The following is a 16,054-nucleotide window of genomic DNA, read 5'->3' on the forward strand; positions in this document are numbered from 1 at the left end:
CTGTTTCACCCGCACCGCTGCGACCGAAATCAAATTGTATACAGTTTTTGAGCACAACAAGTCCAGGGTTAACCCGCGATCACCCCGAGCGGGCGCTTTCGCTTTGGGACTGCACTTGCAACAACTGCGCCACCACCGAGGCCGCAATCACCGCTGGCGCCTTGCCGCGGATGCCAGGCAGGCCGATCGGACAGCTGACCTGGGCCAGCTCTGCGGGTGCAAAACCGCGCGCCTGCAGCCGGCTGCGAAAGCTGGCCCATTTGGTCTGGCTGCCGATCAGGCCCACGAACGGCAGATCGGCGCGCGCGCGCTGGCGCCGCAGGCAGGCGGCCACGATGTCCAGATCTTCGGCGTGAGAAAAGCTCATGATGAGGACGAACGCGCCGGCAGGCAGATCATTCACCGCGGCATGCACCGGGTCGGAATGCTCGGTGGCCGCCAGGCCCGCCAGTGCCGGCGGAAAGACTTCGTCCCGGCTGTCGACCCAGGTCACGGCAAACGGCAACGGCGCCAGCGCCTGCACGATGGCCTGGCCCACATGGCCACCGCCAAAGAGCGCCACCGGCTGCGAAACTTCGACCAGCCGCTGGCGCAAGTCGGACATGTTGTCTGCGCCGACCGGCTCGAAGTCCAGCGCGAGTGCGCCGCCGCAGCATTGCCCCAGCGCTGGGCCCAGCACCACGTCGTGCACCCAGGGCGCGCCACCCTGGGGCTGTGTCTTCAACTGCTCTCGGCAGGCGCGCAGCGCATCCCACTCCAGATGACCGCCTCCGATGGTGCCGACCTGCCCTTGGGCGAACACCGCCATCCAGGTGCCGGCCTCGCGCGGCACCGATCCGCGTGTGACGCGCACGCTGACGAGAATGGCGCGCTCAGTCGCCAGACGGCGCAGGAAATCGTCCAGAAGGTGGGCCATGGGCAGGCTGCATGTGGCGCTCAGGCCATGAAAATGTGTGAATTCGTAAACTTGGTCAACGATGCGCAGTATCGCCGCCTGGTAGCTTTCGCTGGCCGAAAAACCCTCCTACACTTCAAGCGCTCTTAGGCTTCGCCCGGCGGTAACTGACCGGATCCGGTCCCGATCGCAGACCAACACTTGGGAAGACCAATGATGAAAGACACACCGATCGCCGCCAGCCCGAATCGCGCAATCGCATCCCGTGCAAGCCGGGCGCTGGGCCTCTTGACCGCCCTGGTGCTTGCGTCCTGCGCCGCACCTCCGGCGCCTCCGCCGCCGCCACCACCACCGCCCGCTCCGGCGCCAGCCCCGCCACCGCCTCCGCCTCCGGTGGCCGTCGTACCGGCGCCACCTGCACTTATCTCGAACGCCCGCACCGCGAAGGACTACCGGAAAGACGGAGCGAAGCACCTCTATGGCCTCAACGCCAACCGGATCTACAAAGGCAGGCTGCCGCCGCTGATGCACGCTGTGGGCGTGTTGCAGGTCGACCTCGACGGCCGCGGCAATGTGCGCAACATCAACTGGATGCGCGCGCCCAGCCACGTGCCGGACGTCATGCGCGAGATTGAGCGCACGGTGCGCGCCGCGGCGCCGTTCCCTGCGCCGGTGCAACTCGGCGGCGTGACCTACACCGATGTCTGGCTCTGGGACCGCAGCGGTAATTTCCAGCTCGACACGCTCACCGAAGGCCAGCGAGACCGCTGAGCGCCACTTCGTCTCTTTCTCTGAGGTTGACAAGCCCGCGCTCGCGCGGGCTTTTTTTTGGCCCAGGAGCCTGCGCGGCGTCAGCTGCAGCCGACGTTCCTTGTGTGGCGCAGACGCCTAGCTTCCTCGGTAGGTCGAATAGCTCCAGGGGCTCACCAGCAAGGGCACGTGGTAGTGCTGGTCGGTGTGAGCCACGCCAAAGTCCAGTGCGACGCGATTGAGGAAATTGGGCTCGGGCAAGGCCACGCCTTTGGCTGCGAAATACCCTTTGACATCGAACACCAGGCGGTAGGTGCCGGCTCTGAGGCTGGCGTTGTCGTACAGCGGGCCATCAGGGTTGCGGCCATCTTGGTTCAGCGTGAAGCGCTTGACCAGGGTGGCCTGCTCGCCCTCGGTGGTGTACAGCTCAACCGCCATGCCGGCAGCCGGGCAGCCGTGCATGGTATCGAGTACGTGGGTGCTCAAGCCCATGGGGTCTCCTTGAAAATATGCGGACAATGCTTTCAGTCGACCGAAAGTGTATACACTTTTTGTTTTTCCCGATACCATGCGTCCATGGAAACCTCCAGCACCAACCACATTGTCGAATCGCTGACCCGCGCCATCGTGGAACACCGGCTGCACCCCGGCACCAAACTGGCGGAGCAGAAACTGGCCGACCATTTCGGCGTCTCGCGCACCCTGGTTCGACAGGCCTTGTTCCAGCTTTCGCAAAACCGGCTGATCAAGCTGGAGCCGGCGCGCGGCGCCTTCGTGGCAGCGCCTTCGGTGGAAGAAGCCAAGCAGGTGTTCGCGGTGCGCCGCATGCTGGAAGCCGAGATGGCGCGCGCCTTTGCCCGCTCGTCGACTCCGGCACGCATCAAGGCGCTGCGCGAGCATGTGGCGCAGGAAAAGCTGGCTGTGCAGCAAGAAGACGTGCCCAGCCGCACCGAGCTGCTGGGCGACTTTCACGTGCGCATGGCCGAGCTCATGGGCAACCAGGTGCTGGCCGAGTTGCTGAGCGAGCTGATCTCGCGCTGCGCGCTGATCACCCTCATGTACCAGAGCACGCACGCGGCCGAACACTCCAACGACGAACACGCCGACATCGTCAAGGCCCTGGCCGCCAAGGACGAAGAGCTCGCGGTCCGCCTGATGAACGAGCACCTGATGCATGTGGAAGAAAACCTGACCTTCGACCGCAAGATCCCGACCAACGACCTGTCGCTGGCGTTGACTTGACCCACCCCCGTCGCTTCGCTCCGCCCCTCAAGGGGCAACGCTGGCAGACCGGCAAAGCCGGATCTGCGGCGTTCTGAAAACAAGACACTCCATCAGATACACCCATGCCCTCCGTCTACGACTCCACCGCTGCCTACCCCCGTGATCTGATCGGCTATGGCCGCGATGTGCCGCACGCGCGCTGGCCGGGAGGAGCACGCATCGCGGTGCAGTTTGTGCTGAACTACGAAGAGGGTGGCGAAAACAGCGTGCTGCATGGCGATGGGGGCTCGGAGCAATTCCTGTCGGAGATGTTCAACCCGCCCGCCTTCCCCGATCGCCACATCAGCATGGAGGGCATTTACGAATACGGATCCCGCGCCGGCGTGTGGCGGGTGCTGCGCGAATTCGAGAAGCGGGGTTTGCCACTCACCGTGTTTGGCGTGGCCACGGCCATGCAGCGCTCGCCCGAGGTAACCGCGGCATTCAAGGAACTCGGCCACGAGATCGCCTGCCACGGCCTGAAGTGGATCAGCTACCAGCAGGTGGATGAAGGCACCGAGCGCGCCCACATGGCCGAGGCCATGACCATCATCCAGCGGCTCACCGGCGAAAAGCCGCTGGGCTGGTACACCGGGCGCGACAGCCCGAACACGCGCCGCCTGGTGGCGGACTTCGGTGGCTTCGAGTACGACAGCGACTACTACGGCGACGACCTGCCGTTCTGGATGAAAGTTCGCAAGACCGACGGCAGCGATGCCCATCTGCTCATCGTGCCTTACACGCTGGACAACAACGACATGCGCTTTGCCCTGCCCCAGGGCTATTCACACGCCGATCCGTTCTTCCAGTACCTCAAGGACAGCTTCGACGCGCTGTACGCCGAAGGCGACCCGGCCGGTCTGGACCGCCCCAAGATGATGAGCATCGGCATGCATTGCCGGTTGCTTGGGCGCCCTGGCCGCATCACCGCGTTGCAGCGTTTCATGGACCACATCCAGCGGCACGACCAGGTCTGGGTAGCGCGCCGCATCGACATCGCGCGCCACTGGAAGACCGCGCATCCCCTCGCCACCTGAGCACACCGCCCGAGAACCCCGACCATGCCCATCACCCTGGACCAACTCAACGCCGCGCCGCTGCCTGAAGCCGTGCAGCTGCTCGACGGCCTCTACGAGCATTCCCCCTGGATCGCCGAACTTGCCATGGCCAAGCGGCCATTTGTCTCGCTGGCGGCCTTGAAGCACGCCTGTGCGCAAGTGCTGCATGCAGCCGGGTCAGAGCTGCAGCTGGCGCTCATTCGCGCCCACCCGGAGCTTGCCGGCAAGGCCATGGTGAGCCAGACGCTCACCGCCGAGTCCACGAACGAGCAAAGCAAGGCCGGCCTCACGAACTGCACGCCCGAAGAGTTTGCCCACATCCAGCGACTCAACACCGACTACAACGCGCGCTTCGGCTTTCCCTTCATCCTCGCGGTGCGCGGGCCACGCGGCACGGGTCTGAGCAAGGCCGAGATCATCGCCACGTTCGAGCGCCGACTGCATAACCCGGTGGACTTTGAGCAGGCCGAATGCCTGCGCCACATCCACCGCATCGCCGAAATCCGCCTCAACGACAAGTTCGGTGCCGAGCCCATCCTGGGCCACGCCGTCTGGGACTGGCACGAATCGCTGGCTCAGCACACCGACCCGGGATACGCCGAGCTGGGCCAGCTCACCGTGACCTATCTCACCGAGGCGCACCGCTCCTGTGCCGTGCAGTTGCAGCAGCAGATGCTCGACTGCGGTTTTGACGAGGTGCACATCGACGCCGTGGGCAACGTGGTGGGACGCTACCTGGGCACCACGCCCGACGCACCGAACCTGCTCACCGGGAGTCACTACGACACGGTGCGCAACGGTGGCAAGTACGACGGCCGCCTGGGCATCTATGTGCCCATGGCCTGCGTCAAACAGTTGCAAGCAGCCCGACAGCGCCTGCCGTTCTCGATCGAAGTGGTGGGCTTTGCCGAAGAAGAGGGTCAGCGCTACAAGGCGACCTTCCTCGGATCGGGCGCGCTCACCGGCCACTTCAACCCGGCCTGGCTGGAGCAGCAAGACGCCGATGGCGTCACCATGCGCGAGGCCATGCTCCACGCAGGCCTGCCGGCCACGCTGGAGGCCATTCAGGCCCTGCAGCGCGACCCGCAGAAGTACCTCGGCTTTGTCGAGGTGCACATCGAACAGGGCCCGGTGCTCAACGAGCTCGACATCCCGCTCGGCGTGGTCACCTCCATCAATGCCAGCGTGCGCTACCTGGGCGCCGTGACTGGCATGGCCTGCCACGCCGGCACTACGCCCATGGACCGGCGACGCGACGCCGCCTGCGCCGTGGCCGAACTCGCGCTCTACGCCGAACAACGTGCACGGCAAGACGGCGACTCGGTGGCCACCATCGGCATGCTGCAAGTGCCCAACGGATCGATCAACGTGGTCCCAGGGCGCTGCACGTTTTCGCTCGACCTGCGCGCGCCCAGCGACGCCCAGCGAGACGCGCTGGCGCGCGACGTGCTTGCCGAACTAACAAAGATTTGCGAGCGCCGCGGCGTTCGCCACACGCTGGAAGAAACCATGCGCGCTGCCGCCGCGCCCAGCGCGCCGGAGTGGCAGTCGCGCTGGGAGACAGCGGTGAAGTCGCTCGGCGTTGCGCTGTACCGCCTGCCCAGCGGCGCCGGCCACGACGCCATGAAGCTGCATGAAATCATGCCGCAGGCCATGCTGTTCGTGCGTGGTCAGAACAGCGGCATCAGCCACAACCCGCTGGAGTCGACCACCAGCGACGACATCGATCTCTGCGTGCACGCGTTCTCTCATCTGTTGCAGCAACTGGCCACCGGGACCGCTTAGCCTGCGCCTTCCTCATCCTCCCATTCCCATTCCCATCCCCAAGAGACCCACCCACATGACCTCAGCCCTGGAACAACTCGACGCCTGGATCGACACCCACTTCGACGAAGAAGTGCGTTTTCTGCAGGAGCTGGTGCGTGTACCCACCGACACACCGCCCGGTAACAACGCACCGCACGCCGAGCGCACCGCCGAGCTGCTGGCCGCCATGGGCCTGAACGCCGAAAAACACGCGGTGCCCGATGCCGAGGTCAGGGCCGCAGGACTGGAGTCGGTCACCAACCTGATCCTGCGCCGCCGCTACGGCGATGGCGGCAAGACCATTGCGCTGAACGCACACGGCGATGTGGTGCCGCCCGGCGAAGGCTGGACGCACGATCCTTATGACGGCGAGATCGTGGATGGCCACATGTACGGCCGCGCCACCGCGGTGAGCAAGTGCGACATCGCCAGCTTCACCTTTGCCATCCGCGCACTGGAATCGCTGGGCGCCCAGCTGGCGGGTGGCGTGGAATTGCACGTGACCTACGACGAGGAGTTTGGCGGTGTGGTCGGTCCCGACTGGCTGCTGAACCATGGCCTGACCAAGCCCGACCTCCTGATCGCTGCCGGTTTCAGCTACCAGGTGGTGGTGGCGCACAACGGCTGCCTGCAGCTGGAGGCTACGGTGCACGGCGACATGGCACATGCCGCCATCCCCGACAGCGGCACCGATGCGCTGCAGGCCGCGACCCACATCCTGAGTGCACTCTATGCGCTCAACACCGAGTACCTGGGCGTCACGTCGAAGGTCGAAGGCATCACCCACCCCTACCTCAACGTGGGTCAGATCGCGGGCGGCACCAACACCAATGTCATCCCGGGCAAGGTGGTGCTCAAGATCGACCGCCGCATGATCCCCGAAGAGGACCCGGCCGAGGTCGAGGCGTCCATCCGCCGCACCATCGCCGAGGCAGCGGCGAGCTTCAACCCGCCACGTGGTGGAAAACAGGTCACGGTAGATGTCAAGCGCCTGCTGCTGTCTCGCGCCATGAAGCCGCTGCCAGGCAACCAGCCGCTGGTGCAAGCCATCCAGAAGCACGCACACGCGGTGCTGGGTGAAGCCATCCCTGCCATCGGTACGCCGCTCTACACCGATGTGCGCCTGTACGTCGAACGCGGCATCCCGGGCGTGATCTACGGCGCGGGACCGCGCACGGTGCTGGAGTCGCACGCCAAGCGCGCCGACGAGCGACTCGCGCTCAGCGACCTGCGTTGCGCCACCAAGGTGATTGCGCGTACCCTGTTTGACCTGCTGCAACCCAAATAAGTGAGAGAGACATGACCCCAGCCGAAGAAGCCCTGCGCGACGCCGCGCTCGAATACCACCGCTCACCCAGCAAGGGCAAGATCAAGGTCGTCCCGACCAAGCCGCTGTCCAACCAGCGCGATCTGTCGCTGGCCTATTCGCCTGGCGTGGCCTACCCCTGTCTGGCGATCGAGGCCGACCCGTCGCTGGCCGCCGAATACACCTCACGCGGCAATCTGGTGGGCGTCATCACCAACGGCACGGCTGTGCTCGGCCTGGGGGACATCGGCCCACTGGCCTCCAAGCCGGTGATGGAAGGCAAGGGCTGCCTGTTCAAGAAGTTCGCCGGCATCGACGTGTTCGACATCGAGCTGGCCGAGAAGGACCCGGACAAACTGGTCGAAATCATCGCCGCGCTCGAACCGACATTGGGTGGCATCAACCTCGAAGACATCAAAGCGCCCGAGTGTTTTTACATCGAGAAGAAGCTGCGCGAGCGCATGAACATCCCGGTGTTCCACGACGACCAGCACGGCACCGCCATCATCTCCAGCGCCGCCCTGCTCAACGGGCTGGAGCTGGTGGGCAAAGACATTGGCGCGGTCAAGATCGCCGTCTCGGGCGCGGGGGCGGCCGCCATCGCCTGCCTGGACGTGATGGTTGGCCTGGGCGTGAAGGCCGAGAACATCGTGGTCTGCGATTCCAAAGGTGTGATCCAGACCGAGCGCGACGATGCCAAAGCCGGCAAGCTCGATGTGTCCAAGCAGCGCTATTGCAGCGTTACCAGCGACCGCACCCTGGCCGACGCGGTCAAGGGTGCTGATGTCTTCCTGGGCTGCTCGGCTCCGGGTGTGATGACGGTGGACATGGTCAAGACCATGGCCGACAAGCCCATCATCCTGGCGCTGGCCAACCCGGAGCCGGAAATCCGCCCCGAACTGGCCAAGGCCGCGCGGCCCGACTGCATCATTGCCACCGGCCGCTCGGACTACCCCAACCAGGTCAACAACGTTCTGTGCTTCCCGTACATCTTCCGCGGCGCGCTGGATTGCGGCGCGACCCGCATCACCGAAGAAATGAAGCTGGCCTGTGTGCGCCAGATCGCTGACCTGGTGAAGAGCGAAACCAGCGAAGAGGTGGCCAACGCTTATGCCGGCCAGGAGCTGGTGTTTGGGCCTGACTACCTGATCCCCAAGCCGTTCGATTCGCGCCTGATCCTGAAGATCGCGCCGGCGGTGGCACAGGCTGCGGCCGACTCGGGCGTGGCCACGCGCCCGATCACCGACATGCCGGCGTACATCGAAAGCCTGGGTCGCTACGTCTACCAGACTGGCATTTTGATGCGGCCCATCTTCACCGCCGCCAAGGCGATGCCCGACGCGCAGAAGCGCGTGGCCTATGCCGATGGCGAAGACGAGCGCGCCCTGCGCGCTGCGCAAATGGCCATCGACGACCGCCTGGCCAAGCCCATCCTCATCGGACGCCCGGCCGTGATCGCCGCACGCATCGAAAAGGCCGGGTTGCGCATGCGGCTGGGCGTGGATGTGGAGAACTGCAACCCGGAAGACGATCCGCGCTTTCGCCAGTACTGGGAGCGATACCACCAGCTCATGGTGCGCAGCGGCGCGACCCCCGAGGTGGCCAAGGCCGCGGTGCGCCGCTCCAACACCATCATCGGTTCGCTCATGGTCTCGCTCGGCGACGCCGACGCGCTCATCTGCGGCCTGGCCGGCCACTACATGACGCACCTGGAGCGCATCGACAGCATCTTGGGCAAACGCGAGGGCGTGAGCAACTACGCCGCGGTCAATGCGCTGATGACCGACAAAGGGCCGCTGTTCGTGGCCGATACCTATGTGAACGAAGCCCCCGACGCCGAGCAGCTTGCCGAGATCGCCTGGATGGCGGTGCAGGAGGTGCAGCGCTTTGGCATCCCGGCCAAGGTCGCCTTTCTGTCGCACTCCAGCTTCGGCTCCAGCCGCCGCGCCTCAGCCAAAAAGATGCGCCACGCGCGCGACCTGTTCGTGTCCCAGCACCCCGAGATCGAGTGCGACGGCGAGCTGCACGGTGACGCTGCTCTGGAAGAAGACATCCGCAACCACTACAACGCCGACTCCACGCTCAGCGGCTCGGCCAATCTGCTGATCTGCCCGAATCTGGACGCGGCCAACATCCTCTACAACGTGCTGAAAACCACCACCAGCGGCGGCGTGACGGTGGGTCCGGTGCTCATGGGGTGCTCCGCCACCGCACACATCCTCACACCGGCGGCCACGGTGCGGCGTGTGCTCAACATGACGGCACTGGCCGCTGCTGGCGCACGCCGCTGAACGCAAACGCGCACCACCCACAGGGACGCTCAGGCGTCCCTTTTTTTGCGCCATCGGACAGATGGCGACCGCTCTCAGGGTTTACCCACAGAACGGTTTATCTCTCTGTACACATAATGTGTATACACTTTTCGCAGGCACCACGACCTGCGCCTTTTCACTGGAGCGATCGATGAACCACAACAGCCTGGGCACCCGCGAACAGCTGCAAGACCCCAACTACACGCCGCCGCTCGGCAAGGCGATTCCGCTGGGCATCCAGCATGTGCTGGCCATGTTCGTGAGCAACGTGACGCCGGCCATCATCGTGGCCGGTGCAGCTGGGTTCGGGTTCGGATCGAACTCGCCCGACTTTCCGAACATGATCTACATGATCCAGATGTCGATGTTCCTCGCGGGCATTGCCACGTTGCTGCAGACCATCGGATTCGGCCCGGTCGGCGCCCGCCTGCCCATCGTGCAGGGCACCAGCTTCGCCTTCATCCCGATCATGATTCCGGCCGTGGCGGGCGCTGGTGTGGCGGGCATGGCAGGCTTGATGACGGGCATCGTCATCGGCGGCATCTTCCATTTTTTCCTGGGCTTTTTCATCGGCCGTATCCGCCACGCGCTGCCGCCACTGGTCACTGGCCTGATCGTGCTGATGATCGGTCTGGCGCTGGTCAAGGTGGGCATCGAATACGCCGCCGGCGGCATCCCGCTCAAGGGCAAGCCTGAGTTCGGCAGCCTGGTCAACTGGTCCGTGGCGCTGGTGGTGATCGTGGTGACGCTGGTGCTGAAGTTCTTCACCCGCGGCATGCTGTCGGTTGCCGCGGTGCTGGTCGGTCTGGTCGCGGGCTACGGCTACGCCCTGCTGCTGGGCAAGGTCAACTTCGCCCCGATCGCCTCGGCGGCCTGGTTCACCGCGCCCGAGCCGTTCAAATTTGGCTGGGAGATCAACTGGGCCATCATCGTCGGCATGTGCTTCATGGCCGTGGTGTCTGCGGTGGAAACCGTGGGTGATGTCTCTGGCATCACCAAGGGCGGCGCCGGGCGCGAAGCCACCGACAAGGAGATCTCTGGCGCCACCTTCGCCGATGGCCTGGGCACTGCCGTTGCCGGTCTGTTCGGTGGCCTGCCGAACACCAGCTTCAGCCAGAACGTGGGCCTGATCTCCATGACGGGTGTGATGAGCCGCCATGTGGTCACACTGGGCGCCGTGTTCCTGATCGTCTGTGGCCTGATCCCGAAGTTTGGCGCTGTGATCGCCTCCATGCCCATCACCGTGCTGGGTGGCGGTGTGATCATCATGTTTGGCATGGTCACTGCGGCCGGTGTGAGCATGCTCTCCGACGTGACCTGGAACCGGCGCAACATGGTGATCTTCGCCATCTCCCTTTCGGTCGGCCTGGGCCTGCAGCTGGCGCCCGACGCCTTGCAGCACCTGCCCAAGATGGCTCAGGTGTTGATGACCAGCGGCCTGCTGCCGGCAGCCGTGATCTCCATCGTGCTCAACCTGCTGCTGCCTCAGGAACTGGACTGAGAGCAGGTCTGGCGGCTCGCCTCGCGGCGCTCCCCTGAGCACACCGTCGACTGGCATCGAAGCGGCCGAGCCGACCACGAAGCATCCAGGCTGACCCATGGTCTGGGCTCATGCGCACCACTTGGGTGCAAATGAGCCCAGACCATGCACCGATTCAGGGTTAGCCATGATGACGCTGGCCCGTACACGCCAAACAATATGTATACACGTTGTGTATTCAGGAGCCGTTGGCCGACTCCAGGCTGTCGTTCAGCCCTCGGCAGCTGGCACCCTTTTTGCTGACTTGGCTGTGCTGAACCCCGTGCATGGCGCCAACCGCCAGATGCCTTTTTCCTCACCTTCCCTGTTTCCAGGAGCCTTCATGAACAAGCGCCACTTCCTCAAGACCACCGCTGCACTGGCCGCAGCCGCAGCCTTTGGCAGCGCCCATGCCCAGACCGCGATCAAGTTCCAGCTCGACTGGCGCTTCGAGGGCCCTGCCGCTCTGTTCCTTCACCCGGCCGCCAAGGGCTACTTCAAGGCCGCCGGCCTGGACGTGACCATCGACTCGGGCAACGGCTCGGGCGGCACCGTCACCCGCGTGGCCTCGGGCACCTATGACATGGGCTTTGCCGACATGGCTGCGCTCATGGAATTCCACGCCAACAACCCGGACGCCCCCAACAAGCCGGTGGCCGTGATGATGGTCTACAACAACACGCCCGCCGCCGTGCTCGCTCTGAAGAAGAGCGGCATCACCAAGCCAGCCGACCTCAATGGCAAGAAACTGGGCGCACCAGTGTTTGACGCTGGCCGCAAAGCCTTCCCGATTTTCCAGAAGGCCAACAACATCAGCAACGTGACCTGGACCTCGATGGACCCGCCACTGCGCGAAACCATGCTGGTGCGCGGTGATATCGACGCCATCACCGGTTTTGGCTTCACTTCGTTGCTCAACCTGGAAGCGCGCGGCGTGCCTGCGGCCGACGTGGTGATGATGCCGTACGCCGACAACGGCGTGAAGCTCTATGGCAACGCGATCATCGCCAGTCCCAAGCTGATCAAGGAGAACCCGGCCGCGATCAAGGCCTTCCTCTCCGCTTTTGCAAAGGGCGCCAAAGAGGCCATGGCCAGCCCGACCACGGGCATCGAGTCGGTCAAGGCGCGCGACGGCATCATCAACGTGGGCCTGGAAACACGCCGCCTGCAACTCGCTATCGACGCCGTCGTGGCCAGCCCCGATGCACGCAAGGAAGGCTTTGGCCAGGTCGTGCCCGGCCGTCTGGCACTGATGGCTTCGCAGGTGTCTGACGCCTACGGCACCAAGGCCCGCGTCGACCCCAAGGCCGTGTGGGATGGCTCCATGCTGCCTACGGCAGCCGAGCTCAACGTGCTGCCTCCGGCCAAAAAGTAAACCACTCCCCTGGTCAGGCCACAGGCCAGCCCCCTTGCAGGACGGCTGGCCTTTTTTCAGGATTCTTCATGCCCGACACCGAAACCGCACCCCGCAGCGACACGCCGTTTGTCGATTTCAAGGACGTCTGGCTCGCCTACAACGACGAGCTCAAGGCCAAGAACGTTTTTGCGGTGGAAGACATCAACCTGCAAGTCAAGCAGGGCGAGTTCATTGCCATCGTCGGCCCTTCGGGCTGCGGCAAGTCCACATTCATGAAGCTCACCACCGGGCTGAAGATGCCCAGCATGGGCAAGATCACGATCGATGGCCAGCCGGTCACCGGTCCGCTGAAAATTTCGGGCATGGCCTTTCAGGCGCCTTCGCTGCTGCCCTGGCGCACCACGCTGGACAACGTGCTGCTGCCGCTGGAAATCGTCGAGCCCTACCGCAGCCAGTTCAAGGACCGCCGCAAAGAGTACGTGGAGCGAGCCGGTCGCCTACTGGAGAGCGTGGGTCTGGGCGGTATGGAAGCCAAGTTCCCTTGGGAACTCTCGGGCGGCATGCAGCAGCGCGCCAGCATCTGCCGCGCCCTGATCCACGAACCCAAGATGCTGCTGCTTGACGAGCCGTTTGGTGCGCTTGATGCGTTCACCCGCGAAGAGCTCTGGTGCACGCTGCGCGACCTGTGGGAGGCGCAGCGCTTCAACGTCATCCTCGTCACGCACGACCTGCGCGAGTCGGTGTTTCTCGCCGACACCGTGTATTGCATGAGCCGCAGCCCGGGTCGCTTCGTGGTTCAGCGCGAGATCCCGATTCCGCGCACCCGCGACCTGGAGGTGACCTACACCAAGGAATTCACCGACATCGTGCACGAACTGCGCGGGCACATCGGCGCGATGCGCAAGGCCGGCGCCGTGATCAACCAGTGACAGAGAGCCCAACACCATGACCAAGAAACAACTCGAACGCTGGTCGCCCCTGATCCTGCTGATCATCATCGTGGCCCTGTGGGAAGCGATCACGCGCGGCTTTGGTGTCTCGGAATTCATTTTCCCCAGCCCCTCGCGCATCTGGGAACAGACGCTGGAACACAAGACCACCATCCTGGGGCACGCCTGGCGCACCTTCTGGGTGACGATGGCCGGCTTTGGCATTGCAATCGTGGTAGGCGTTTTACTCGGTTTTCTGATCGGCAGCTCACGCCTGGCCTATGCCGCGGTGTACCCGCTCATGACGGCGTTCAACGCCCTGCCCAAGGCTGCCTTTGTGCCCATCCTCGTGGTGTGGTTCGGCATCGGGGTGGGGCCGGCGATTCTGACCGCCTTCCTGATCAGCTTTTTCCCCATCATGGTCAACATCGCCACCGGCTTGGCCACGCTGGAGCCCGAGCTGGAGGATGTGTTGCGGGTGTTGGGCGCCAAGCGCTGGGACGTGCTGACCAAGGTCGGCCTGCCCCGTTCCATGCCCTACTTCTTCGGCTCGCTCAAGGTCGCGATCACGCTGGCTTTTGTGGGCACCACCGTGTCCGAGATGACCGCGTCCAACGAAGGCATTGGCTACCTGCTGATCTCCGCTGGCAGCTCGATGCAGATGGGCCTGGCCTTCAGCGGCCTGCTGGTGGTGGGGGTGATGGCGATGGCGATGTACGAGCTGTTCAGTTTCGTGGAGAAGCACACGACCGGTTGGGCACATCGCGGGAGTCAGCACTAAGTAACCCCCTGAGCGCCTGACGCCGCTTCCCCCCCTGCTTCGCGGGGGGACGATACCTGTGAACCGGCAAAGCCGGTTCCACGGTGTCCCTGGACCAACTGCCCTTCGCTAGGCTTTTATGTTCCTTTTATGAACCTAGATCAGATCACCCGTCATCTTCGCCGTGCCAACGACGTGGCTCGACGCGCTGCTTCGATGGGGCGGCATCCGTTTGGGGCATTGCTGGTGGCGCCGGATGGTGAGACGGTGTTGGCGGAGCAGGGGAACATCGACACGGTGAACCATGCGGAGGCTACGTTGGCGCGCACCGCAGCGGACAACTGGCCGGGCGAGTATCTGGCGCGGTGCACGCTGGTAACGACGTTCGAGCCTTGTGCGATGTGCACGGGCACGTTGTACTGGGCGAACTTGGGGCGGGTGGTGTACGGGGCCAGTGAAGAGGCTTTGCTGGCGCTCACGGGCAGCCATGAGGAGAACCCGACACTCTCATTGCCATGCCGCGAGGTGTTGGCGAGAGGGCAGAAGCACATCGAGGTGATCGGGCCGGTGCCTGAGCTGGAGGCCGAGATGCTGGCGCCTCATCAGGGGTTCTGGGCTTCGCGCTGAGTTTTACTTCTCTGGCGAGTCCGGCCGACGGTGACCGGGGTGTCCGGCTCCGCCGGCGCGAAGTCAGCGATGCACCTCCGCCTCCCCCGCCTCCGACAACATTGCCATCAACTTGCGCCGGATGAGGATGCCGGGCCGGTCAGAGTCCATCGAGTATTCCACCCCCCGCCGCCGCAAATCCACCACTGCGTCGGGGTCGGTGGATTCGAGGATGTCCTTGTCTTCGCGCGTGATTTCTTCGTCGAAGTCGATCAGCAACTGCGCGGGGCAATCGGCTTCGGTGTCGTTGCGGAACAGCCATTGGCAGAGCTGCATGCGGCCATCGTCGATGGGTGTGAACGCGTTGATGATCACGTGGCGCACACCGCTGGGGTATTCGATGTCCAACCGGCGGGAGAACGGCTGAAAGTAGGCGTTGCGCATGTGGCGCTGGGTGATGGCATCCTGCACGCCGCTGATGCGGTGAAATTTTTCAGGATTCACCGCGTCGATCACGGTCTCGGCGTAAAAGCCGGCTTCGTTTTCGATCAATTCGTACTTGCTGGGCTTGGGGGATGCTGCCACGCCAAAAGTGGCGCGGTGCACGAAGCTGAAGTGCGAGTTGTCAAAGGAGTTTTCCAGCGCGCGCATCGGGCTGGTGTGCCAGGTTTCATAAAACTGGAAGATGGTGCGCCAGCCGTCCGCTTCGAATTCCGGGATCACCGGAATGTCGGCCACTGGATCTTCCAATGCCACCCAGGCGTAGCCGTAGCGCGCCACGCAGTGGTAGGCCGGCGTGCCGTAATCCTTGGGGATTTCGCGGTCTGCACCGTACTGGGGAATTTCGATCACGCGGCCGGTGCGGTTGTAGACCCAACCGTGATAGCCACACTGGAGGTTGCCGTTCTTGCACCAGCCTTTGCTGAGTTTGGCGGTGCGGTGGCAGCAGCGGTCTTTCAGGGAGGCGGGCTGGCCGTGCTCATCCAGGAAGAGCACGATGTTTTCGCCCAGCAGGGTAAAGGGCTTGGGGCCGTCTTGCAGGTGGGACAGCGGCATGACGGCATGCCAATGCTTGCGGAAGATGGGCTGTTGGGTGACCAGCATGAAACGCTCCTGAATGAAATGGCTTGAGGGATCTCAAGAGCAATTTCCTGCCCTGCGTGGTGCAGGGTGAACGCTTCTACTCTGGCGCTGGATGTTAGCAAAAGACAGGCCATGGCGGTGCACCGTTTTGGAGAACCATGGCGACCCAGGACTGGCATGACTCCTGCGTGCATCACTGGCAAGAGTAGAAGCGTTCAGCGTGGTGTCCCAGTGGCACGTGCCCGGAAATTGCTCTTGTACCGCCCCCTTCTGCCCGCAAGGCAGATGGGGGTGGCCACAAGTTGCACGCCCTTGGAGCACCTCATGCATCGCAGCCATTCCCATTTGCCTGCCTGGTTCCATGCCATGGTTCAAGGGCGCAGGTCTTGAGCAAGCAGTTTCAGCTTGGC

General features: G+C 64.1%; 14 protein-coding genes. 11 read left to right on the top strand and 3 right to left on the bottom strand.

Translation table 11 applies throughout. From position 1 onward, the window contains the following. Nucleotides 1-79: 79 nt before the first annotated feature. A complete protein-coding gene (xdhC, locus tag QUV25_RS01030; RefSeq protein ID WP_300860682.1) occupies nt 80-916 on the bottom strand; it encodes a xanthine dehydrogenase accessory protein XdhC in 837 nt (278 codons plus the stop codon). A 372-nt stretch (nt 917-1,288) separates the two neighbouring features. Between xdhC and QUV25_RS01035 the strand changes: the two genes are divergently transcribed. Beyond that, entirely contained in the window at nt 1,289-1,666 is a 378-nt protein-coding gene (locus QUV25_RS01035) for a hypothetical protein (protein WP_366945620.1), read from the top strand. A 117-nt stretch (nt 1,667-1,783) separates the two neighbouring features. Here QUV25_RS01035 and uraH read toward each other — a convergent pair whose 3' ends face one another. After that, a complete protein-coding gene (gene uraH / locus QUV25_RS01040; RefSeq protein WP_300860683.1) occupies nt 1,784-2,137 on the bottom strand; it encodes a hydroxyisourate hydrolase in 354 nt (117 codons plus the stop codon). Nucleotides 2,138-2,221: 84 nt separating this feature from the next. Here uraH and QUV25_RS01045 point away from each other — a divergent pair, with 84 nt between their 5' ends. From QUV25_RS01045 to QUV25_RS01090, 10 genes are all read left to right on the top strand, one after another. After that, nucleotides 2,222-2,887 (top strand): GntR family transcriptional regulator, encoded by a 666-nt coding sequence (locus tag QUV25_RS01045; RefSeq protein WP_300860684.1) that lies wholly within the window; start codon nt 2,222-2,224, stop codon nt 2,885-2,887. Between the two features lie 104 nt (nt 2,888-2,991). Continuing rightward, nucleotides 2,992-3,945: an allantoinase PuuE gene (puuE, locus tag QUV25_RS01050; protein ID WP_300860685.1), complete on the top strand. Its 954-nt coding sequence runs from the start codon at nt 2,992-2,994 to the stop codon at nt 3,943-3,945. A gap of 24 nt (nt 3,946-3,969) precedes the next feature. Then, nucleotides 3,970-5,751: a 2-oxo-4-hydroxy-4-carboxy-5-ureidoimidazoline decarboxylase gene (gene uraD, locus QUV25_RS01055; RefSeq protein ID WP_300860686.1), complete on the top strand. Its 1,782-nt coding sequence runs from the start codon at nt 3,970-3,972 to the stop codon at nt 5,749-5,751. 55 nt (nt 5,752-5,806) lie between these two features. After that, nucleotides 5,807-7,060, top strand: a complete 1,254-nt coding sequence (locus tag QUV25_RS01060; protein WP_300860687.1) for a M20/M25/M40 family metallo-hydrolase — start codon at nt 5,807-5,809, stop codon at nt 7,058-7,060. 11 nt (nt 7,061-7,071) lie between these two features. Then, a complete protein-coding gene (locus tag QUV25_RS01065; RefSeq protein ID WP_300860688.1) occupies nt 7,072-9,369 on the top strand; it encodes an NADP-dependent malic enzyme in 2,298 nt (765 codons plus the stop codon). 172 nt (nt 9,370-9,541) lie between these two features. Continuing rightward, entirely contained in the window at nt 9,542-10,891 is a 1,350-nt protein-coding gene (locus QUV25_RS01070; protein ID WP_300860689.1) for a nucleobase:cation symporter-2 family protein, read from the top strand. A 361-nt stretch (nt 10,892-11,252) separates the two neighbouring features. After that, on the top strand, nt 11,253-12,284 hold the full coding sequence (locus tag QUV25_RS01075; protein WP_300860690.1) for an ABC transporter substrate-binding protein: 1,032 nt from the start codon (nt 11,253-11,255) through the stop codon (nt 12,282-12,284). 68 nt (nt 12,285-12,352) lie between these two features. Then, entirely contained in the window at nt 12,353-13,195 is an 843-nt protein-coding gene (locus tag QUV25_RS01080; protein WP_300860691.1) for an ABC transporter ATP-binding protein, read from the top strand. A gap of 16 nt (nt 13,196-13,211) precedes the next feature. Beyond that, nucleotides 13,212-13,976, top strand: a complete 765-nt coding sequence (locus tag QUV25_RS01085; protein WP_300860692.1) for an ABC transporter permease — start codon at nt 13,212-13,214, stop codon at nt 13,974-13,976. Nucleotides 13,977-14,105: 129 nt separating this feature from the next. Further along, nucleotides 14,106-14,582, top strand: coding sequence for a nucleoside deaminase (locus tag QUV25_RS01090; protein WP_300860693.1), 477 nt, complete (start codon nt 14,106-14,108; stop codon nt 14,580-14,582). 63 nt (nt 14,583-14,645) lie between these two features. Here the strand turns inward: QUV25_RS01090 and QUV25_RS01095 are convergent, their stop codons facing one another. After that, entirely contained in the window at nt 14,646-15,665 is a 1,020-nt protein-coding gene (locus tag QUV25_RS01095) for an aromatic ring-hydroxylating dioxygenase subunit alpha (RefSeq protein ID WP_300860694.1), read from the bottom strand. Nucleotides 15,666-16,054: the final 389 nt, after the last annotated feature.

The organism is Hydrogenophaga sp. (genome assembly GCF_030373245.1).
In the GTDB taxonomy this organism is placed as follows: domain Bacteria; phylum Pseudomonadota; class Gammaproteobacteria; order Burkholderiales; family Burkholderiaceae_C; genus Hydrogenophaga.